This window comes from Occallatibacter sp., from assembly GCF_049582745.1.
Classification (GTDB): domain Bacteria; phylum Acidobacteriota; class Terriglobia; order Terriglobales; family Acidobacteriaceae; genus Telmatobacter.
Window position 1 is genome coordinate 1 of sequence record NZ_JBAUUO010000002.1, and the last position, 18,952, is coordinate 18,952.

At 58.5% G+C, this 18,952-nt stretch carries 19 protein-coding genes and 4 tRNA genes; 10 read left to right on the plus strand and 13 right to left on the minus strand.

The window, feature by feature from the left end; translation table 11 throughout:
- The 7 genes from tuf to WCA10_RS00150 form a co-directional block, all read right to left on the minus strand.
- On the minus strand, window positions 1-1,085 hold a 1,085-nt coding region (tuf, locus tag WCA10_RS00120; RefSeq protein ID WP_472820445.1), incomplete at its 3' end, for an elongation factor Tu.
- A 167-nt stretch (window positions 1,086-1,252) separates the two neighbouring features.
- Entirely contained in the window at window positions 1,253-1,561 is a 309-nt protein-coding gene (locus WCA10_RS00125; RefSeq protein WP_472820446.1) for a hypothetical protein, read from the minus strand.
- A gap of 26 nt (window positions 1,562-1,587) precedes the next feature.
- A tRNA-Gly gene (locus tag WCA10_RS00130) sits at window positions 1,588-1,662 on the minus strand.
- Between the two features lie 95 nt (window positions 1,663-1,757).
- A tRNA-Thr gene (locus tag WCA10_RS00135) sits at window positions 1,758-1,833 on the minus strand.
- Between the two features lie 80 nt (window positions 1,834-1,913).
- Window positions 1,914-2,132 carry a hypothetical protein gene (locus WCA10_RS00140; RefSeq protein WP_472820447.1) on the minus strand — a complete coding sequence of 73 codons (219 nt, stop codon included), beginning with the start codon at window positions 2,130-2,132 and terminating at the stop codon, window positions 1,914-1,916.
- A 45-nt stretch (window positions 2,133-2,177) separates the two neighbouring features.
- A tRNA-Tyr gene (locus tag WCA10_RS00145) sits at window positions 2,178-2,265 on the minus strand.
- Window positions 2,266-2,558: 293 nt separating this feature from the next.
- A tRNA-Thr gene (locus WCA10_RS00150) sits at window positions 2,559-2,634 on the minus strand.
- 227 nt (window positions 2,635-2,861) lie between these two features.
- Between WCA10_RS00150 and WCA10_RS00155 the strand changes: the two genes are divergently transcribed.
- From WCA10_RS00155 to WCA10_RS00170, 4 genes are all read left to right on the plus strand, one after another.
- Window positions 2,862-3,065 carry a hypothetical protein gene (locus WCA10_RS00155; RefSeq protein WP_472820448.1) on the plus strand — a complete coding sequence of 68 codons (204 nt, stop codon included), beginning with the start codon at window positions 2,862-2,864 and terminating at the stop codon, window positions 3,063-3,065.
- A gap of 192 nt (window positions 3,066-3,257) precedes the next feature.
- Window positions 3,258-4,112 carry a hypothetical protein gene (locus WCA10_RS00160; RefSeq protein ID WP_472820449.1) on the plus strand — a complete coding sequence of 285 codons (855 nt, stop codon included), beginning with the start codon at window positions 3,258-3,260 and terminating at the stop codon, window positions 4,110-4,112.
- 87 nt (window positions 4,113-4,199) lie between these two features.
- The gene (locus WCA10_RS00165) at window positions 4,200-5,222 is read left to right on the plus strand and encodes a hypothetical protein (RefSeq protein WP_472820450.1); all 1,023 of its coding nucleotides are present in this window, start codon (window positions 4,200-4,202) and stop codon (window positions 5,220-5,222) included.
- Window positions 5,223-5,435: 213 nt separating this feature from the next.
- Window positions 5,436-6,779, plus strand: a complete 1,344-nt coding sequence (locus WCA10_RS00170; RefSeq protein WP_472820451.1) for a PQQ-dependent sugar dehydrogenase — start codon at window positions 5,436-5,438, stop codon at window positions 6,777-6,779.
- Window positions 6,780-6,923: 144 nt separating this feature from the next.
- On the opposite strand, the gene WCA10_RS00175 is transcribed toward WCA10_RS00170, so the two are convergent.
- Complete coding sequence (locus tag WCA10_RS00175; protein WP_472820452.1) at window positions 6,924-7,880, minus strand: AraC family transcriptional regulator; 957 nt, start codon at window positions 7,878-7,880, stop codon at window positions 6,924-6,926.
- 335 nt (window positions 7,881-8,215) lie between these two features.
- Here WCA10_RS00175 and WCA10_RS00180 point away from each other — a divergent pair, with 335 nt between their 5' ends.
- Both WCA10_RS00180 and WCA10_RS00185 read left to right on the plus strand, forming a co-directional pair.
- Window positions 8,216-8,722, plus strand: coding sequence for a nuclear transport factor 2 family protein (locus WCA10_RS00180; protein ID WP_472820453.1), 507 nt, complete (start codon window positions 8,216-8,218; stop codon window positions 8,720-8,722).
- Between the two features lie 143 nt (window positions 8,723-8,865).
- Window positions 8,866-9,855: an aldo/keto reductase gene (locus WCA10_RS00185; RefSeq protein ID WP_472820454.1), complete on the plus strand. Its 990-nt coding sequence runs from the start codon at window positions 8,866-8,868 to the stop codon at window positions 9,853-9,855.
- Window positions 9,856-9,906: 51 nt separating this feature from the next.
- Here the strand turns inward: WCA10_RS00185 and WCA10_RS00190 are convergent, their stop codons facing one another.
- The 5 genes from WCA10_RS00190 to WCA10_RS00210 all read right to left on the minus strand — a co-directional run bounded on the left by WCA10_RS00190 (window position 9,907) and on the right by WCA10_RS00210 (window position 14,943).
- Window positions 9,907-10,863: an energy transducer TonB gene (locus tag WCA10_RS00190; RefSeq protein ID WP_472820455.1), complete on the minus strand. Its 957-nt coding sequence runs from the start codon at window positions 10,861-10,863 to the stop codon at window positions 9,907-9,909.
- A 139-nt stretch (window positions 10,864-11,002) separates the two neighbouring features.
- Window positions 11,003-11,266 carry a putative signal transducing protein gene (locus tag WCA10_RS00195; protein WP_472820456.1) on the minus strand — a complete coding sequence of 88 codons (264 nt, stop codon included), beginning with the start codon at window positions 11,264-11,266 and terminating at the stop codon, window positions 11,003-11,005.
- 24 nt (window positions 11,267-11,290) lie between these two features.
- Window positions 11,291-12,421: a glycoside hydrolase family 5 protein gene (locus WCA10_RS00200; RefSeq protein WP_472820457.1), complete on the minus strand. Its 1,131-nt coding sequence runs from the start codon at window positions 12,419-12,421 to the stop codon at window positions 11,291-11,293.
- Window positions 12,422-12,517: 96 nt separating this feature from the next.
- Window positions 12,518-13,471: a dienelactone hydrolase family protein gene (locus WCA10_RS00205; RefSeq protein ID WP_472820458.1), complete on the minus strand. Its 954-nt coding sequence runs from the start codon at window positions 13,469-13,471 to the stop codon at window positions 12,518-12,520.
- A gap of 500 nt (window positions 13,472-13,971) precedes the next feature.
- On the minus strand, window positions 13,972-14,943 hold the full coding sequence (locus tag WCA10_RS00210; RefSeq protein WP_472820509.1) for a M23 family metallopeptidase: 972 nt from the start codon (window positions 14,941-14,943) through the stop codon (window positions 13,972-13,974).
- A gap of 282 nt (window positions 14,944-15,225) precedes the next feature.
- On the opposite strand from WCA10_RS00210, the gene thiL reads away from it, so the two are divergent.
- Genes thiL through WCA10_RS00230 form a run of 4 tightly spaced genes read left to right on the plus strand, consistent with a single transcriptional unit; the run spans window position 15,226 to window position 18,916 of the window.
- On the plus strand, window positions 15,226-16,257 hold the full coding sequence (gene thiL, locus WCA10_RS00215) for a thiamine-phosphate kinase (RefSeq protein WP_472820459.1): 1,032 nt from the start codon (window positions 15,226-15,228) through the stop codon (window positions 16,255-16,257).
- 59 nt (window positions 16,258-16,316) lie between these two features.
- A complete protein-coding gene (gene gltX, locus WCA10_RS00220) occupies window positions 16,317-17,867 on the plus strand; it encodes a glutamate--tRNA ligase (protein ID WP_472820460.1) in 1,551 nt (516 codons plus the stop codon).
- 6 nt (window positions 17,868-17,873) lie between these two features.
- Entirely contained in the window at window positions 17,874-18,353 is a 480-nt protein-coding gene (locus tag WCA10_RS00225; protein WP_472820461.1) for a protein-tyrosine phosphatase family protein, read from the plus strand.
- The gene (locus tag WCA10_RS00230) at window positions 18,350-18,916 is read left to right on the plus strand and encodes a hypothetical protein (RefSeq protein WP_472820462.1); all 567 of its coding nucleotides are present in this window, start codon (window positions 18,350-18,352) and stop codon (window positions 18,914-18,916) included. Before WCA10_RS00225 ends, WCA10_RS00230 begins: the two co-directional genes overlap by 4 nt.
- Window positions 18,917-18,952 lie beyond the last annotated feature (36 nt).

The window sequence follows — 18,952 nt, forward strand, 5'->3', positions numbered from 1 at the left end:
ATCGTCAGTTCCACGTTGTCGCCCGGCATCACCATCTCTGTGCCTTCGGGCAATTCCGCCACTCCCGTCACATCTGTAGTCCGGAAGTAGAACTGCGGACGATAGCCCTTGAAGAACGGTGTATGACGGCCGCCTTCTTCCTTGCTCAACACGTACACCGTGCCCTTGAACTTGGTGTGAGGCGTAATCGATCCAGGCTTGGCCAGAACCATGCCGCGCTCCACATCTTCCTTCGGAATGCCGCGCAGAAGGATGCCGGCGTTATCGCCCGCCAGACCCTCATCGAGCTGCTTCTTGAACATTTCCACGCCCGTGCACACCGACTTGCGGGTCTCGCGGAAGCCGACAATCTCGACATCCTCGCCCACCTTCACCTTGCCGCGCTCAATTCTTCCCGTGACCACGGTTCCACGGCCCGAGATCGAGAAGATATCTTCGATCGGCATCAGGAACGGAAGGCTCACCGCGCGCTCCGGCTGCGGAACGTACTTGTCCACCGCATCCATCAGCTCGTCGATCTTGGCTTCCCACTTCGCTTCGCCGTTCAACGCGCCCAGTGCCGAGCCACGGATTACCGGAACGTCGTCGCCCGGGAACTGGTACTTCGACAGCAACTCACGGACTTCCATCTCCACCAGATCCGTCAGCTCTTCGTCTTCGACCGCATCGCACTTGTTCAAAAACACCACGATGCAGGGAACGCCCACCTGGCGAGCCAGCAGAACGTGCTCCTTGGTCTGCGGCATCGGACCGTCAGTCGCTGCCACCACCAGAATCGCGCCGTCCATCTGCGCCGCGCCCGTGATCATGATCTTGATGTAGTCGGCGTGGCCGGGGCAATCGACGTGCGCATAGTGCCGGTTCTTCGTCTCGTACTCCACGTGCGCCGTCGCGATCGTGATGCCGCGCTCCCGCTCTTCCGGAGCGTTGTCGATCGAGTCAAACGAACGAAACGTGTTCTTCGGGTTGTGCTTCTGCAATACCTTCGTGATCGCCGCCGTCAACGTCGTCTTGCCGTGATCGATGTGACCAATCGTTCCCACGTTCACATGCGGCTTCGAACGATCAAACTTTTCCTTCGCCATTTTTCTCTTCCCCTCTAAGCTTCGATGCCATTGCCAAAAGGGCGCCGGCGTTCCGGCTCCAGCCCCAAAACTCAGTTAACAGTCTTCAGTTCTCAGTCGTAAGTTTTCAGTTCCACCTGCGCTCGACCCAACTGATAACTGAAAACTGATAACTGACAACTCGTTTCTCAGTAGTACGCGTAAGCCTTCAAATATCTCTGCCGCAAATCCGCTGGCACCGCTTCCACCAACCGCAGATAACGCTCGCGGGTCAATCCCTGATCCGATACCGGAAGCCCCTTGTACAGCGCGATCGCTTCCTTGCCCAGCAATCCGCGACTGAGGACGCTCTCGAAATCGCGAACCCGCAGCTTGGTTCGGATCACGCGATTCAGAAAAACCTCCACATCGCTCGCCTTGAACGCCGCGTCAATCTGCGTGTGAAGCGCTGCGTACGTCTTCTCGTCCTGAACCGAAATTGCTGCCTGCTCGAACATCTTGACTTCTGCCTCTGTTCCTTAACTGGAGCGGGAGACGGGACTCGAACCCGCGACCAACAGCTTGGAAGGCTGTGACTCTACCACTGAGTTACTCCCGCCCTAAAACAGTGGACAGTGAGCAGTGGTCAGTGAACAGTTCGTTCGCCTTTCGGCCTCTGTTCACTGTGCACTGCCCACTGTGCACTCGAAACTCTGGAGCTGATGACCAGGATTGAACTGGTGACCTCTCCCTTACCAAGGGAGTGCTCTACCAACTGAGCTACATCAGCTCTTCTAAAACCTGAATGCCTGGGTGCCCCATCCAAGCCGCGTCTTTTGCGGTTTGGGTGGGATACCGAAAACTTCCGGCTCATTCATCGCCACGGCGGATCTTCTCCGCCTTCATCGCCATCACGGTGCGCAACGCAAGCCCACCGATAATGACCAGTGGAACCAACCTCAGCTCCACCAACCTTCCCCCGACTGGAATCTTTCCATCAAGGGTAAACCAACTCAGCACTGCCAGAACCGCATACAAAACCAGCGCCACCCAGTACTTCTTCTCCAACGGGCTGCCGGGCTCTGCCATTTCTAAAACCCTGATCACTGATCCCTGACCACTGATCCCTTTGAATGGTGCACAGGGGAGGATTCGAACCTCCGTAACTCGAATGAGTGGCAGATTTACAGTCTGCTGCCATTAACCGCTCGGCCACCTGTGCCCAAACGCCCCAAAAACGATGGACCTGTTTTTGGGGGCCAACATTCCATCTGAGATTGGGGAGCCCCATCCAAGACGCGCCTTTTGCGTCTTGGGTGGGAGACCATTCTTCCCAGCCAGACAAATTCAACCGCCGCTCCACCCGCTTCCGCGCATACCCGCCTTACCGGAGAACCTCCGGCTTGTCGGAGCATGCACCTCAGTGGGATCGCCGCAGAGGACTGAACCGGCCAGTGCATCTGTTTCGCCGGCCCGTGAAACTTGCTGCCGCCCGTCTTCCGCTTCGTCTTTAAGTGGAGCTGGCGAAGGGATTTGAACCCCCGACCCTCTGATTACAAATCAGATGCTCTACCAGCTGAGCTACGCCAGCCCGACCACCCAAGACACTTTGCCGGGGACACCGGTAATCCGCGGACACACTCCCGCTCCGCGCATAACACGGCACAGTTTTTAAGGTTAGCACACCGGAAACAGCGGAGCAAACCGGCACTTTCCCACAATCTTGCACCGATTTAAGAGATTCCGGCTGCCGCTGTAACGGAGATCAGCTACGGACAGGACGTTCACCGTAGAGTTGGTGCAGCGATTGGCGTCGCGGTGGTTTCGCTTGGCGTTGGAGCACTGCTGGCCCTGACCAAATCGAAAAAGCACTTTATCGGCCTCACGTGGGACGACTCCGGAAAAAAGGGCGGCTTTGCTTTTCAAGCAGACAAGAGCGATTACCGCGGATTACTTGCAGGACTTGAGGGTGTCACCGGCAAGAAGGCCGTCGACTCAGATGCTATGACCGTCAAGAATTAACGCGGAATCAGGATCGGCTTGCAGGCATCGAGGAACGTGCTCTGCAACACTCGGCACCTTCGAATTCGGAGGGTGCCGCGCTGATTTTTGCGCAGCTCACCTGCATTTTTTCTTGCTCCAGACCCCCTCTCCGCGGGATGATTCGATAGCTCCCATAGAGTTTGTCGTCTTCTCCTCAAGAGGTGGACCCTTATGCGAAAAGCAATCCTTGCGTGCCTTGTCTTGCTTATGGGCTCTGCCCTGCTGGCGCAGCAGGCGCTCGACAACCAATCCGTCATCAAGCTGGTAAAGGCCGGGCTGTCCGAGGACCTGATTGTCACCACCATCAACTCGTCCCCCGGCACCTATGACACTTCGGCGAACGGCTTGATCGCGCTCAAAAAAGCCGGCGCCAGCGACAAGGTCATCGCCGCCATCGTGATCAAAGCATCAGGCGCGGCTACAGGTGCAGCCGCAGTCCCGGCCCCGAACAGTCCCAGCGGGGTAACCGTCGGCGGTGCCCCGATGGCCGGCAGCGCCACACCCGGTGCTCTCGTGATGGGCGCCCTCCCGGCGGGCGTCGACAGTGTCGGCGTCTATTACCTCGACTCAACAGCAAATGCCTGGCAGGAAGTTCCGGCCGAGGTCGTCAACTTCAAGACCAGCGGTGCGCTCAAGCACTACGCCAGCGTCGGCGTGGTCAAGGAAGACATGAATGCCCTGATCGGCGGCAATCGCAGCCGCACAATCCTCAAAATGCCCGCTTCGTTCATCTTTTATGTTCCCGAAGGCCGCTCGCCGGGCGAATACCAGCTGTTGCGCCTCCACGTAAATGCCGACAGCCGCCAATTCCGAGCCAGCACCGGAGGCGTGGTGCACGAGTCCGGGGGCGCCATGCGCGACACCGTAGACTACACATCGAAGAAGATCGCGCCCCGCGTCTACCAGATCGTCCTCGGCGAAGAGGTTGGCAAGGGCGAGTTCGGGTTCCTGCCCCCCTCCGATACGGTCTCAGAGAACAACATCGCAAGTTCCGGCAAGATGTATACCTTTGCGCTCGTACCATAACCGGCCAGTTCTCCCCGGCCCTTTCTGCGCCCCGCAGGCAGGTCCGATATCCTGTAAGGGGTAGCCCGAAGTCGGCTCCCTTTGTCCATGCACAAGCGCACGCGCAGAACGCTGTTGGTCGTTGCCGGAGTCGTGCTGTTGCTGGCGATTGCGGTTTTCCTTCGCTCCAAGGCGCCGCCTGAAGCCGCTCGCCTGCTGCCTGAGTGCGACGGCATCCTCTATTTCAACCTCAAGCCGATCCGCGTATTTCTGCGCAAGGACCTGAAGCCGCCGCAGCGTGTCCCTGAATACCAGGAATTCGTCGACGCCACCGGCATCGACTGGGAGCGGGACCTCGACTCCGCCGCCATTGCTCTGCATCGCATGCAGGACCCAAACGGCCCGAATGGCCCCGTCGCATACTCCATGGTCCTCACCGGAAAACTCACAGGAAAGCGCCTCAACACCTGGCTCGACGGGCACGCCTCCAGCCGCGAAGTCTACGCCGGCCATACCGTCTACGACATTCCGTCAGAGGGCCGGACCGTCCGTGTCGTCCAGGTGGGATACGACATGATCGCCGCCTCAAACTACCCGACCACCGAGAAGATTCACTCCATCATCGATCGGCATCGCACCGCCGCCCTGCCCTTTGCCGGCTCCACTCTGCTGCAGCATCACTACCACGACGTTCCCCTGCTGGCCGTCGCATGGGGTGTCGGCCAGGTCGGCCTGCCCTTCTCCGAAAGCGGCGCCATCAAGGTATTCGGCCTTTCGCTGCCCCTTCAGGATGACTCCACCATCATCGCCAGCCTCACTCCGGGCCTTCCGCTGGCAAACTCTGTCCGTCTTCGTGTCGAAGAGATCGCTCCCGACGAGGACCAGGCAGCCAGCCAGGCAGCTGCCCTCGCCTCCATCGTGACCCTGGCCCGCGACGTCACCACCCAGCTCTCCAACGACCCCGCGAACAACGCCCTTCGTGAGCTGTTGAAGACTACCGAAGTGACTCAGAAGCGCAATCGCGTCATCGCCACTGCCACTCTGTCGCCCTCTTTTTTGAGCCGGATTACGAACGGAGATATTTCTTTTCATGCACCGGCAACCCCGCCCGCACAAAACGCATCGAAATGAAAGACGTGGTTCTCCGGAATGCGTCGTGTATTTTGCATCGGGTGTTGTGTTCAGGCCGTCGGCAAGTGCGTTCCCTCTTCCTGGGTTGGGGGTGGAAACCAAGCTGGCGGCCTTTTCATTCCCCCTGCTTTTTCTGGACTCCCTCTGCTCCCTTCCCGCATCTTGTTCAGTAGGCTTACGCTAAGGTCTTCACACAAAACCCGGAGAGGTCTCATGATTCGCTTTCTCAGAACGCAAGCTCTGTTGTGCATCGTTTTCTGTCTGTTGTCGATGGTTGCAGCGGTTGCATCCGCAAAAAAGTCCTCTCCAACTCAAAGTCGGCAATCCACCCCCGTGCTGACAGGTCAAAGCGCATTTACTGACGCCGCGCACGAATCTCCCGGCACCCGCCGCCACGTCTCCGTCGGCGATCTGCCCGCGCCCGCCCCTGACCAGTCCGTCGATAACGGCGCAAACATGGTTCCGCGCCCCGCCAATGCCTGGCCAATTGCGCCCAAGGGGTTCAAAGTCGAACTCTACGCCACCGGCCTCGACAATCCCCGCCTGCTCCGCGTCGCACCCAACGGCGATCTCTTCCTCGCCGAAAGCGAATCAGGCAAGATCCGCGTCTTTCGCGGTGTAACAGCCGACGGCAAGCCGCAACAGACATCTGTTTTCGCCGAAGGCCTGCACCAGCCATTCGGCATCGCGTTCTATCCCCTCGGCCCCAATCCCAGGTACGTCTATATCGGCGACACCGACGGCATCGTGCGCTTCAATTACCAGAATGGCGATTTGAAGGCCCGCAGCGCTGCTGAAGATCTGGCCGACCTGCCCGGCGGAGGACGCCTGCGCGGCGGCGGCCATTGGACCCGCGACCTGGTATTTTCCAAGGATGGCAGCAAGCTCTTCGCTTCCGTCGGATCGCACTCCAACGTCGACGACAGCGACACTCACCCCGAGGAGTACCACCGCGCCGACGTTCTCCAGTTCACACCCGAAGGCAAATTCGTCAAGATTTACGCCTGGGGAATCCGCAACTGCGTCGGCGAGGCTATCAACCCCATCACCGGCGAACTCTGGTGCTCCACCAACGAGCGCGACGGCCTGGGCAACAACCTCGTCCCCGACTACGTGACGCATGTGCAGGAGGGTGGCTTTTACGGCTGGCCATGGTGGTACATGGGCGGACACCAGGACCCGCGCCACGTTGGCAAGCACCCTGAGTTGCAGTCGAAGGTCATCACCCCCGACATCCTCGTCAACCCGCACTTCGCTTCGCTCGAGATGACGTTCTACGAGGGCTCGCAGTTCCCTGCCGAATTTAAAGGCGACGGCTTTGCCTGCGAACACGGCTCATGGAACCGCGCCCAGCGCTCCGGCTATGAAGTCATCCGCCTGCCCATGAAGAACGGACACGCAACCGGCGAGTACGAGGACTTTCTTACCGGCTTCACCATCGGCGACGGCTCCGTCTGGGGACGCCCCGTCGGCGTTGCCGAAGCCAAGGATGGCTCCCTCTTCATCTCCGACGACGGCTCCAGATCCATCTGGCACGTCATCTACACCGGCAAATAGTAGATCCTCGCCGTACTCTTTGGCTTCCTTTTCGCGTGAACGTTACTCCGTTTGCCGTAGGGAAGTTTCAATCGGACGCGACCATTGTCAGTTTGAAGTTGAGCAGTAACAGCCAGTCTCACGGAAGGATCAGACGGCGGGCGGTCAGGCAGCACTCATTTCTGCAGACTGTCCTTCGCGAAGAGTCTTAATGTCTCGCATCGGAGGCTGCCCGAAGAAGCGGCTGTACTCACGATTGAACTGGCTGACACTTTCGTATCCAACCTCAAACGCCACCGTCGAAGCATCCAGACCATCGATCAGCATGCGCCCCCGCGCTGCCTGCAGCCGCAACTGTTTCTGGTACTGAAGAGGGCTCATATGGGTCAGCACTCGGAAATGATGGTGCAACGTCGATACGCCCATGCCTGCAATCTCAGCCAGATCATCCACGCGTACTGGCTTCGCGTAGTTGTTTCGGATCCAGGAGATCGCCCTCGCCGTGCGATGGCACTGATCTCCTGAAGTCGCAATCGCCCGCAGACGCGCTCCCTCAGGTCCGCAAAGCAGGCGGTAAACGATCTCGCGTTGAATGAGGCCACTCAGGTAGGGAACATCCTGCGGAGTCGCCAGCAGGTCCACCAGCCGGCAGCAAGCGCCCAGCAACTCGGCTGTGATCGCACCGGTCACCATGGCAGGACTGTCGGAGAATGTGTCATGCACGCGGACTTCTTCCCGGCTGAGAAGCTCGCGGACAACCGGCATTTCCAGTTTGATCGCCATCGCGAGAAGGGGCTTTGCTTCACTGGCCTCCACCACCTGGCTGACGATCGGCAGGTCGATCGAGGTCAAGAGAAAGCTTGACTGGTCATAAACGAGTGTGGTCTGGCCGAGATCGACGCGCTTGCTGCCCTGGGCGACGACGATCACGCTGGGTGTATAGGTTCCGGTGCAGGGCGGACTCGGTGCCGTTCTGCGCACCAGCATCACTTCCGGTATCTGGGTGATCAGCCTCTCTGAGGAGCCAATGAACCAGGCAATTCTATTCGCCAGCGCGGTTCTCAACTCCTGTATCGAAAGGCCGTGTAAAGGCGCGGCGGGATGCTCACCAGTTCTGCTCATTCCGATTGCCCCCCTCTTCCAAGCATAGCTGCGTCGTTCCTTTGAGGCGAGTGCTAAGACTCCCCGTCAAGAGAATCAGGCAAAAGATCGGCAGGATCAGGATAACGGCTCGCATTCGCTTCTCCCTACACTGCAGATGGTGAGGAGATGATGCAAAGCTCCACAGTGATTTGTTTTCTGCCTCGGGTCACCGGGGTTTGGGCAAAAACGGGTAAAGGCGAGATCAGCCCCAAATCCTGAGTGCAGAATTCTTCTTGTATCCCGCGTAGCGTGATCGATCAGCCACGCTGCTTCAAGTTCCCCCACGAATCAACCACACATAGCGACGGAGAGCGATGAAAACCTTAATGCTAGGTCTGTTTCTATCCACACTGATTGCGCCATCGTCCCACGCACAGCAATCGCCGGCGCCACCAACGGAAACGATTAAAACTGCCGCAAGTCAAACACCCGAGCAACAAGAAGTCATCAACCTCTCAAACATGAAATGGGATTGGATGGCAGACAAGAAGGTCGATTCCTTGGAGACACTCTTCGATGACAAAGCCATGTTCACTCACATGGGAGGAACCTGGGGAAAAACCCAGGAACTCGCCACCATCGAGAGCGGTGGCATCTGGTACAAAAAAGCCTTAGTTTACGCAGTTGACGCGCGCATATTTGGTAACACAGCCGTCCTGCTGGAGGACATTGATTTGCAGGCAGCCGTCGGTGAGCACGAAGTCACCAATCCTTTTATGGTGACTGAGGTTTATATCAAGGAAAACGGCAAATGGAAGCTCGCGCAACTCACGTTCTCGCACCTGCTCAGGCCTGTCAAAATAAACAGCAATAAGAATTAGCCACAAACGTCGAGGAAAAGAGAATCAGCGACGAAATTTGGCGCTCGTGGAGTTTGTGAAGAGAGGGGCCGTGCGGGAATTGGCTAAGAACACTGGGAATGCTGAAGTACTTCTCGGAGATTCAAAGAGAGGAAGGAAAAATATTGAAAAAGAGAAAACTTGGAAATAGCGGCCTTGAGGTATCAGCCCTTGGCTTCGGGTGCATGGGGCTGAGTTTCGGTTTTGGCCCGGCTACTGAAAAGCAGGTAGGAATCGCTCTCATCCGTGCGGCCGTCGAACGCGGCGTGACATTCTTCGATACGGCTGAGATCTATGGCGCCTACACCAATGAAGAACTAGTCGGCGAAGCTCTCGAGCCGTTCCGCGACCACGTCATCATCGCGACAAAGTTTGGCTTTAAAATCGACGAAAACGGGAAGGGCGCCGGCCTGGACAGCCGGCCCGAGCACATCAAGCAGGTCGCCGATGCCTCGCTGAAACGCCTCAGAACTGACGTGATCGACCTTTTCTATCAACACCGCGTTGATCCGAACGTGCCGATTGAGGACGTGGCCGGTGCTGTGAAAGATTTGATTCAGCAAGGCAAGGTCAAGCACTTCGGTCTGTCTGAGGCAGGTGTACGGACGATTCGTCGCGCACATGCCGTGCAGCCCGTCACCGCATTACAAAGCGAATACTCCTTGTGGTGGAGAGAGCCGGAACAAGAGATCCTGCCCACCCTGGAAGAGCTCGGAATCGGCTTCGTACCGTTCAGCCCGCTCGGCAAGGGATTCCTCACCGGCAAAATCACTGAAGAAACAAAGTTTGATGCGGGAGACTTCCGCAATACTGTGCCGCGCTTCAATGAGGAAAATCGTAAAGCGAACCAGGCGCTCGTAGATCTGGTCGGCAGTTTTGCGCAGCAGAAGAATGCGACTCCGGCTCAGATCGCGCTCGCGTGGATTCTGGCGCAGAAGCCATGGATCGCGCCTATCCCGGGCACCACAAAGCTGCATCGCCTGGAAGAGAACCTTGGCGCAACGGCAGTGGAACTAACGCCAGACGATCTGCATCGCCTCAACGAGGCAACTGCGACCATCGCGGTGCAAGGCGCCCGCTATTCCGAGGGTGCGCAGAAGATGATTGATCGCTAAGTTCTGCCGAAATTCGAGAGCCATCGCAATCAGCAACCAATCAGTTGCGCTTCAGAACAACCTGAAATTCACCATCACCGAAATACGCACCGCCACCGGTTTGCCGTCCTTGCGCGCCGGCTTGAAGCGGTACTGCATCACGGCCGCGAGCGCCTTCTCGTCAAGTCCCATCCCCAGCCGCCGCACCACGCGCGGGCTTTGCGGAATTCCCTGCGCATCGATAATCACCGAGATCAGACACACGCCCTCGTATTTCTGACGACGTGCCTCATCTGAGAATTCCGCCTCAGGTGTAAAGATCGGAACCGGCTGTGAAACGCCTCCTACTCCCGGAATATAGATTCCGTTTCCTGAATCCGGGCCCCAGCCCGTTCCGCTTCCCGGACCATAACCTCCATCGGGCCCGAAGCCGATGCCGCCGTGGCTGCCCGGCCCGCCCGAGACGACCGTAACATTCGTCGAACTGTGCACACCGATCATCGGCATCGTCGGATTGTCGGGAAGTCTAACGTCGGGCGGCACGGCAATGCCGTTATCCAGCGCCAACTTGGGATGATCGAGCAGCGGCACCTGCACCTTCTCGATCGCATTCAAATCGATCTTCGGCAGCCGCCCCTTGTTCGGATCAAGAGGATCGTTCGTTCCTCCGCCCCGTCCGCCATGCGACGAAGCGGCTCTCGACGGTGCGAATAACGGAAAGTTGTCAATGTGAAACGGATGATCTAACCGAGGAACAGGATCGCCTTGAACAACCGCTTTTACGCCCATCAGCAACATGAGCGCAAGAACGCCGCCATTCACCAGCGTGGCCGTTCCCACGGCCCAGGGACTGGTGCGCGACGCCATCCGGTCGGCTACCGGAACCGGCGTTGATGTCAGTTCCAGAGGAGGAAGTTGCGGCGCAAAGAATCGATCGTGGACATTCTCATAAAGCCCGCGCCAGATAGGCGGCTCAGTGAGCGCTGGAGTTAGAAAGTCCCGTTCGCCGCTCGGATCTGGAAGTCCCATACGTCTCCCTTCGCACGATCGCCATTCCTGATCGTGTCTTGTGACGTGATCCTGAAACTTCAATATCCGAATAGACCGTCTCTCCGGGTGTTTGTCACCTGCGAAAAGAGTCGATTGTTGGCGTCTGCTCCCGGCCGAGTTAGCCGTCCTCCTCTTCGCCCGATTCCGCGCCTTGCTGTGCATCCGCAATCAGTTCCAGCGCCTCATCCCTCCGAAAGGCCGGCATCAGGATGCGGCGCACCGGATTGAGGATCGGACTGAATCCAAATCCTGCCGGCATGTCTTCTCTCGCGAGATATTCAACTCCGGCTTCGTCGAGCGCCCCCTTGGCCAGTTCAAACGCGACCCAATCATCGCTCTCGAATACAGTCACGAGTTCCATCTTCGGATCCGGCTTTGTCATCGCACATCACCATTAAAATGTCTGCTACTTCTTCAATCCCAGCGCTTCGACCACTGCGGGATCCACCTTCGCCGGCTGGCCGTCCTGCTTCCACACCACGCCGAACCCGCCGCGATAATCCCACATCGTCCAGCCAATGCCGTCCGCTTCGAGCGCCGTGCGCACATCGCGAATCCAATTCATGCGCGAAGTGGGATCGGTGTGCTCGCGGTAGGCGCCGAACTCGTTGCAGATCAGCGGAACGTGATGCTCCTTGCCCCACGCCGCCGCCGCATCCATCTGCAACTGGATGCGATGCGCATTCCAGTGGTCGAGCCAGTAGTGCTCCAGTGCGTACCGATTCGCCGCATCCGGCACCTCGGCCAGCGATTTCTGCATGCTGTCTTCGGTCGCGGGATAAGGAATGTCGTGCGTATAAATCCACCACGTGCCGCCCCAGCCCGCACCCTGGTGCGTGAACTCATGCGGCTCATAGAAGTGGAAGTTGTAAATCACGTTGCCGTCGGGCAGAGGATGCTGCGTCAATAGGTCCGCAATCGACGACCAGTTCGGCCCCGTCGCGATGATCGTGTTCTTCGGCGCAACTTCGCGAATCGCCTCCGCAGCACGCGCCTGCACCCCCGCCCAGTGATACGGATCCCGGTCCTCAGGCTCATTCATGATCTCGAAAAAAATCAGGTCGGGATTGCGATCGGCGTAATGCGCCGCCAGCTTGCGCCACAGCATTACAAAGCGATCGACGCCGTCGCTGGTGGTGCTGACACTCTTTTTGTAATCGCTCTCCGGATGGATGTCGATCTGTACGGCCATGCCCTTCGCGAGCATCTGGTCAACCGCATGATCGAGCCTGCCCAGAAAGCCCGAGCTATCCCGGCCAAACAATGCTCGCGAAAGTGGCGCCGCATCGATGCTGAGCCGCACATTGTCGAAGCCGAGCTGCGCCATCAGCGCAATGTCCCCGTCATCGGTATAGCTGTTGGTACGCGCGGCCGAATAATCTCCAGGCGACTGCGCAAACCACTCCGAAGCATTGATGCCATGCCGCAGATGTTGCGCGCGAGCGAATGCGGTTTTGACTTCAGTGCCGCGGTCTTGCGCGAAGGCGGCCAATGCGACAACGAGCAAAGCAAACAACAAACGAGAACGAAGCAGCACAGTTCATCTCCCAGGATCAACATTCAAAATCTAACAGGTAACCATACTACGTCCCTGCTCGATGGGTGAAGATTCGGGATAGGGAAGAGTTGTCCACTACTGGCCAGAACCCGCTATTCTCCTTTTCGCCGGACGAAACGTTATACCCATAAAGTGCTTAGGAACGCCATTCTCAGTCGGAGTCTTTTCAAGAAACGCTTTTGCCGAATCGTCGTGCTTCAAGTAAACATCCAGAAACTTCAGTGTGTAGAACGCCACCCATGCATGGCCGATGTTGGCGTCCTCTCGTCCATAGTCGGCTACCTGATTTTCCGCAAAGCGCTGCGCACTTTCCCTGCGCTGAAACATTGAACTGAACTCCGCGTGTGCCATGCCCAGCATATTCACGGTGAGAAGATCACCGTGTATCCAGGCGTTCAGAACGTTTGGACCCACGATGTATGTCGGGGGGCCGTCATGATATCTCTCAATGTCTTCGAAAAGATTCGGATCGCCCTGGGTGAAGAAAAGAAGCGGTATGTTCATCCTTTCCGGATGAACATACCCGGCTATTTTCACGAGGCCCGGGTAATAGCGCATGCTGCCGTCCATAGATACGAGGGCGTCGATGCGGGAGTCACGCGCTGCGGCAAAAAGGCTCGAACCTCCGCCCCAGCTCCAGCTCACCACGGCGACCTCAGATATATCCGCATCGGGAAGCGTTCTGGCATAGGTGATGAGAAACGAGATATCCAGAGCCTGTGCATTGATTCCATCGAGATCGTCAGTCATATCTCGCGTCGACACCCCCATCGACGGGCTCGCAAGAACAATGTACCCATGACTGGCGAGGTACTCACAAAGGTCGGCGTTCTCCCACGAAACGGAGGAATCGCTGGGAGCATAAATCAGAACAGGATAATGTTCTTTCCTCGGCGGCGCATCCTTCACCGCTCGCAGCGGGATCTCGAATGACGTCTTCAAGAGCGAACGCCACCGGTTCTGCTTTTCATCCGGCGCGTTGAAGTGGATTTCCGTGTCGGCAAGCCGGACATAGTCGCCAACATTCATGGGTTTGGCTGAACTTCTCAGCGACGGATACCAGATCAAGGTTTGCAGGGGGCGCGCCTGATCGCCCGAGGATGATGGCGATAGGTTCTTCGCCGGGTAGGAGCGTGAGCGATCGTATTGATCGACAACTCTTAAACCCACCGGGTAAGGTCCAGGTTTTTGCAGGAACTGAAATGGAGACGTTCGGGGAAGCGCCAACAGTGAACCAGGGCTTAGGCACAACGCGCAAAACACGCCTAAAACTCGCGTTCTCAACCTGGCGTTCGTTTCGCTCGCCGAAGCATATCTCAAATCTTCATCCTCACAGGGATCCGAGACCTTGTGCACGATAGTTAGATGCACCAACGGCAACTTCTCCAGCAGTCTCGAGCGGATATCCGCCAATGCGGATGCAAGAAAAGAGTTGCCCCCCCTCTCGCCCTGGGACTTCCACAGATCCTCGGGCCAACATAAAGGCGGCCCTGTTGGGAGCCGCCCCTGTTTATCGGGATCGAAAAATCCTATTTGCTCGCAATCCGCGTCGACGTATCGCCGGCAAGCGCCTGCTCGTACGTGCTCCGCAGATATTTGTGCGGATTGACGGGAACCTTGTGGATGCGCACTTCATAGTGCAGGTGCGGTCCAGTGGCGCGGCCCGACTGGCCCACATATCCGATGACCTGCCCGCGCGTCACGTGCTGGCCCGGCACAACAGACACAGCCGAGAGATGTCCGTAGAGCGTGATCAGATCGTGGCCATGATCGAGCACCACCTGGCGTCCGTATCCAGCTCCCATATTCTCATTCAGAACATCGCCGTCGCCTGCGGCGCGTACAGCTGTTCCGTACGGCGCTTCAATATCGATGCCCGGATGGAACGCCCCTTCGCCGTTGATCGGATCTTCACGCTCGCCGAAGCTCGATCCGATGCGGCCTTCGACAGGCCAGATGGAGGGAGCGTCGGCAAACTGCGTCCAGTCGCCCGTGAAACCGGGAGCAAGACCACCCTGGAGAGCACGCGTTACCTGGCCCGACATGGCCTGGTCCCGCAATGCATAGAACTGCTCGAAGGTCATCTTCACATCCTGCGGGCTGACGTCGTCCTTCATCGCCAGAGTCGGAGGCGTGGGCGCCGCGGCTGCTGCGGCGGCCGAAGCCTTTGCAGGGATCACCTTGTGCTGGCGCAGGCCGTAGAGAGCAGTGACTTCGCTGGCCAGCGCGCCGAGAGACGCCACCTGCACATCGCGATCGTGCGCAACCTGGGCCAGTTGCTTGTAGTCCTTGCGCAAATTCTGGTTGTCTTGCCTGACCTGGTTGAAGCGCTCCGTCTTGAGCAGCATGCGCGTATACGAGCCGGCCAGTCCTACGATGGTGAAAGCTCCCACCAGCGCGGCAGCAACAAATCCGTATACATAGCGCAGAGGAAGCGGAATCTTCCTGACGCGGCCATCTTCATCTCTGGCAACAAAAAGTATGTAATAGCGTTTTCGCAGCATGGTCCTGCTTTCACATCCACAAATTTGCAAGGTGCTACTCGCCGCGTAGCCAGTAAATCACCACGAATGCAGGTGCTGGGGGGAGCCCCCGCCCTATCTATGCACACCCCCAGGAGCGCTTATGCTTGAACGTTCGTACAGGCTAGCAGTGCCCCCCGCGCAGGGTCAACAACTTGTCGCGGAAATTCCGCTCGAAATTCGATTTAGGTCCAACGTCAGACTCGCCATAAGTAACGGTCTAATCCGCATATTTCAGCGGCTTGCCCTATTCTCAATAAGATGCGCAGCAAACGCGGTAGGTTGATCGCAAAGGGCGGCAGGGGCGAGTTGGCGCTCCTTGAGCGGATCCGCCGGCAGGCAAATCGCCCTGCAACCGGCGAACTGCGCCTGGGAATCGGCGATGATTGTGCGCTTTTGCGCATGAAACCGGGCGAAGAAATGGCCGTAACCACCGATTTATCCATCGCCGGCCGGCATTTTCACCTCGAATGGCACCCCCCCGAGGCCGTCGGACACCGCACCCTGGCCCGGGGACTGAGCGATATCGCCGCCATGGGAGCGCGGCCCGTAGCTGCCTTTCTTTCCCTTGGTTTACCCCGCGAGCTCACCGTGACCCCGGGTCGCCGTCCCGCCTGGGTCGACCGCTTTCTGGCCGGCTTTCTGGCCCTCGCCGATAGTCATCACACTCCCCTCGCCGGGGGGGACCTCGCCGAGTCGCCCATGGTCGTAGCCGACATTGTGCTCCTGGGTGCGGTGCCGCAAAAAGAGGCTTTGCTTCGCTCCGAAGCGCGGCCCGGCGATCTCCTTTATGTCACCGGGAGCCTTGGCGGTTCAGCCGCAGGACTCGCGGTGCTGCGTGAACGCGGAGCGTCTGTTTCCCGCGCCTCCTTGCGAGACCCAAAAGCCGACAATGCACTGGCGCCGCACCTGTGGCCGCAGCCGCGCATTGCGCAGGGCCTGTGGCTGCGCCGTCACCACGCTGCGACCGCGGCGATCGACCTCAGCGACGGCTTGTCAACCGACCTCGATCATCTTTGCGCCGAGTCCGGCGTCTCTGCAGTCATCGATGCCGCGCTGTTGCCCCTTCATCCGGGCGCAACGCTTGAGCAGGCATTGCACGGCGGTGAGGACTACGAGCTTTTATTCACGGCCGGCCCTGATATTTCGCTCCCCCGCCTCATCACCGGCATCGCCATCACCCAGATTGGAACCATTGCGAAAAGACGCAGCGGACAGCCCAACGTCGTTCTCATCCGCGAATCCGGCCTTCGCAGACCCCTGCTTCCCGGCGGCTGGCAACACTTTTCCTGATGGATATCCACGGTGGCACGAGTCTTCTTAATCACTAACTTTCTTTGAGATAGCAGATTATGATCGAGAGTGATATGGAGAACGGAACCATACGCGTACGCTTTGCGCCTTCCCCGACCGGCCTTCTGCATGTCGGCAATGCGCGAACCGCCCTTTTCAACTGGCTCTTCGCAAAGCGCATGGGGGGGAAACTCGTCCTTCGCATCGAGGACACAGACCTTGAGCGTTCAAAATCGATGTACGAGAAGAAGCTGATCGAGGACCTCGTATGGCTCGGCCTGACTTGGGACGAAGGCCCCAACGAAAACGATCCCGGCGAAACCGGCAAGTTCGGCCCCTATCACCAATCAAAACGGATCGAACTCTATTCCACACACACCGTGCAGTTGCTGGCAGAGAACAAGGCGTACCGCTGTTTCTGCACGCCCGAAGAACTGGATGAGGAGCGCCGCCGCGCCGCTGACGAACATCGCCCGCCGGTCTACAGCGGAAAATGCCGCAATCTCTCCAAGCAGGAGGTTAAGGAGAATCTCCTGCGGGGAAAGACCTACACCGTTCGTCTCAAGATTCCCGACCATCCCATCAAGTTCCACGACATCGTGCGCGGCGACCTGGAGTTTGCCGCGGACACGATCGGCGATCCAATCCTGGTGCGCTCGGCGAAGAGTGGAGCAGTGGGAGGAAGTCCCGGAGTGCCCGTCTACAACTACGTGGTCACGGTCGACGATTCCTTGATGGGCATCACCCATGTGATTCGCGGCGACGATCACATCGCCAACACCCCGAAGCAGGTGGCGATCTACGAAGCCTTCGGCTGGAAGGTGCCCGAGTTTGCGCATCTTTCCACCATCCTGGGGCCGGATCGCGAGCGGCTCTCCAAGCGCCACGGCGCCACGTCGATGTCGAGCTTTCGCGAGATGGGCTATCTGCCCGAGGCAATGGTCAACTATCTCTCGCTGCTCGGCTGGGACGCCGAAGACAGCAAGACCGAAACCTTCACTTCGGCCCAGCTCGTGCAGGCTTTCTCTCTCCAGCGCGTGACCACGAGCCCGGCAATCTTCGACTATGAAAAGCTCGATTCGCTCAACAGGCACTACATGAAACAGGCTCCGCCGGGCCGCCTCGCCGCTCTCTGCTGGGACTACTTCGGCGGCCTGCTGCCCGAGAAGGAAGAGGCCCCCGACGCCGTGCTCGTCTGGTTCTTTCACGTCATCGGCCTGTTCGTTCCGTCGGTCAGTCATCTCGACGAAATTCCTGCAAAGGCAGCCTTCATCTTCCACATGGACCCCAATCTGGCGCGCGCCGATCAAGACAACGCGGCAGCTCTTGCCGCCGGTTCGGCACAGACCGTGCTCAACGAGCTCGCGAACCATGTGCGCGCTCACGCTGGCCAGGTTTCAGCCTCGGACTTCTCCGGATGGATCAACCAGATCAAGGAAGCGACAGGCGTCCAAGGCGACGAACTCTTCCATCCCATTCGTATCGCATTGACCGGTACGCACTCCGGACCCGAATTCGAAAAGCTGATCCCCCTCATCGAGCAGGGCGTGGAACTCAACCTTGGCATCCCCAGCGTGCGACAGCGCCTCGACGCGTTCATCGGGGTTTGACCGGCTGTGAATGAAGTCTGCTGGATCAACGACACTGGCCTGGCGATTGTTATGCGCCCGCGCGGGGATGACTGGCTGAAGGATGATCTCAGCCGTCTGAAGCGCGCTGGAATTCAGACACTGGTTTCAACTTTGGAAACTTGGGAGGCACGGGAACTCGGCCTCTCCGCTGAAGAGTCCTTGTCGGAAGAGCTCGGATTGCAATTCCTCTCCTTTCCAATCAGAGATCGAACCACACCTGCGAGCAAGGAAGCATTTGATCATTTTGTGTGCGGCCTCGCAACGCGATTGCAAGCTGGAGAAAAAATTGGAATCCATTGCCGCGGGTGCATCGGGAGATCGACTGTAGTAACTGCATGCACTCTAGTCAAGATGGGATGGCGAGCGGAACGGGCTCTCGATGCGATCGAGATGGCGCGAGGCTGTTCGGTCCCGGATACCGAAGAACAGAGAGAATGGATTATTGAGTTTGGAGCGACGGAATGAGCGCTCCAGTTCTTGACGGCACCTTCCCCCACACGTGGAAAGCCGAGATCCTGTCTGCGCGCCCGGTGATTCTGCCGGCGCGTCACTACGTCTATCCCCGCGATGTCGAAGAAGTGGAGCGCGGAGCACTTGAGCTGCTGGTGCGGACAAACGAGCCCGGCGCAGCGCCGTTTCTCGCCACCTGCGCCCTGGGATTTCGCGATCCCGTAGTTCCCACCGGCGTATGGTCGGCGCCGAATCCGCGCGAGATGTGCGCCGTCGCCGGCGGATACGCCTACATCATCGACACCGCCGCGCCGGATCGCTTCACCATGCTGCCCTTTCGACCGGTGCTCCAGGTGCGTCCGGTTGTCGAACAGGGTCTGCTGCTCTTCGTCGGAAATCGCACCATCCTGGCGTGGGCCGCGGCCGGCACGGCATGGGAAACCAAAAAGCTGTCGGACGAGGGCGTTACGATCACCGGCGTTGAAGGTGAGCAGTTGCGCGGCCTGGGCTGGAACCTGATCACCGACAAAGAGACGCCGTTCACGTTGGATTTGCAGAGCGGCGCGCAGGTCAGGTAGCGCGAACGCGCTTATGTCCGCAACTCCTCTCCCGGA

Coding starts and splice junctions, on each gene's coding strand:
- WCA10_RS00125 (WP_472820446.1), bottom strand. CDS start 1,561: ATGTTCGAGCAGGCAGCAATTTCGGTTCAGGACGAGAAGACGTACGCA.
- WCA10_RS00140 (WP_472820447.1), bottom strand. CDS start 2,132: ATGGCAGAGCCCGGCAGCCCGTTGGAGAAGAAGTACTGGGTGGCGCTG.
- WCA10_RS00160 (WP_472820449.1), top strand. CDS start 3,258: ATGCGAAAAGCAATCCTTGCGTGCCTTGTCTTGCTTATGGGCTCTGCC.
- WCA10_RS00165 (WP_472820450.1), top strand. CDS start 4,200: ATGCACAAGCGCACGCGCAGAACGCTGTTGGTCGTTGCCGGAGTCGTG.
- WCA10_RS00170 (WP_472820451.1), top strand. CDS start 5,436: ATGATTCGCTTTCTCAGAACGCAAGCTCTGTTGTGCATCGTTTTCTGT.
- WCA10_RS00175 (WP_472820452.1), bottom strand. CDS start 7,880: ATGAGCAGAACTGGTGAGCATCCCGCCGCGCCTTTACACGGCCTTTCG.
- WCA10_RS00180 (WP_472820453.1), top strand. CDS start 8,216: ATGAAAACCTTAATGCTAGGTCTGTTTCTATCCACACTGATTGCGCCA.
- WCA10_RS00190 (WP_472820455.1), bottom strand. CDS start 10,863: ATGGGACTTCCAGATCCGAGCGGCGAACGGGACTTTCTAACTCCAGCG.
- WCA10_RS00195 (WP_472820456.1), bottom strand. CDS start 11,266: ATGACAAAGCCGGATCCGAAGATGGAACTCGTGACTGTATTCGAGAGC.
- WCA10_RS00205 (WP_472820458.1), bottom strand. CDS start 13,471: ATGAATGTTGGCGACTATGTCCGGCTTGCCGACACGGAAATCCACTTC.
- thiL (WP_472820459.1), top strand. CDS start 15,226: ATGCGCAGCAAACGCGGTAGGTTGATCGCAAAGGGCGGCAGGGGCGAG.
- gltX (WP_472820460.1), top strand. CDS start 16,317: ATGATCGAGAGTGATATGGAGAACGGAACCATACGCGTACGCTTTGCG.
- WCA10_RS00230 (WP_472820462.1), top strand. CDS start 18,350: ATGAGCGCTCCAGTTCTTGACGGCACCTTCCCCCACACGTGGAAAGCC.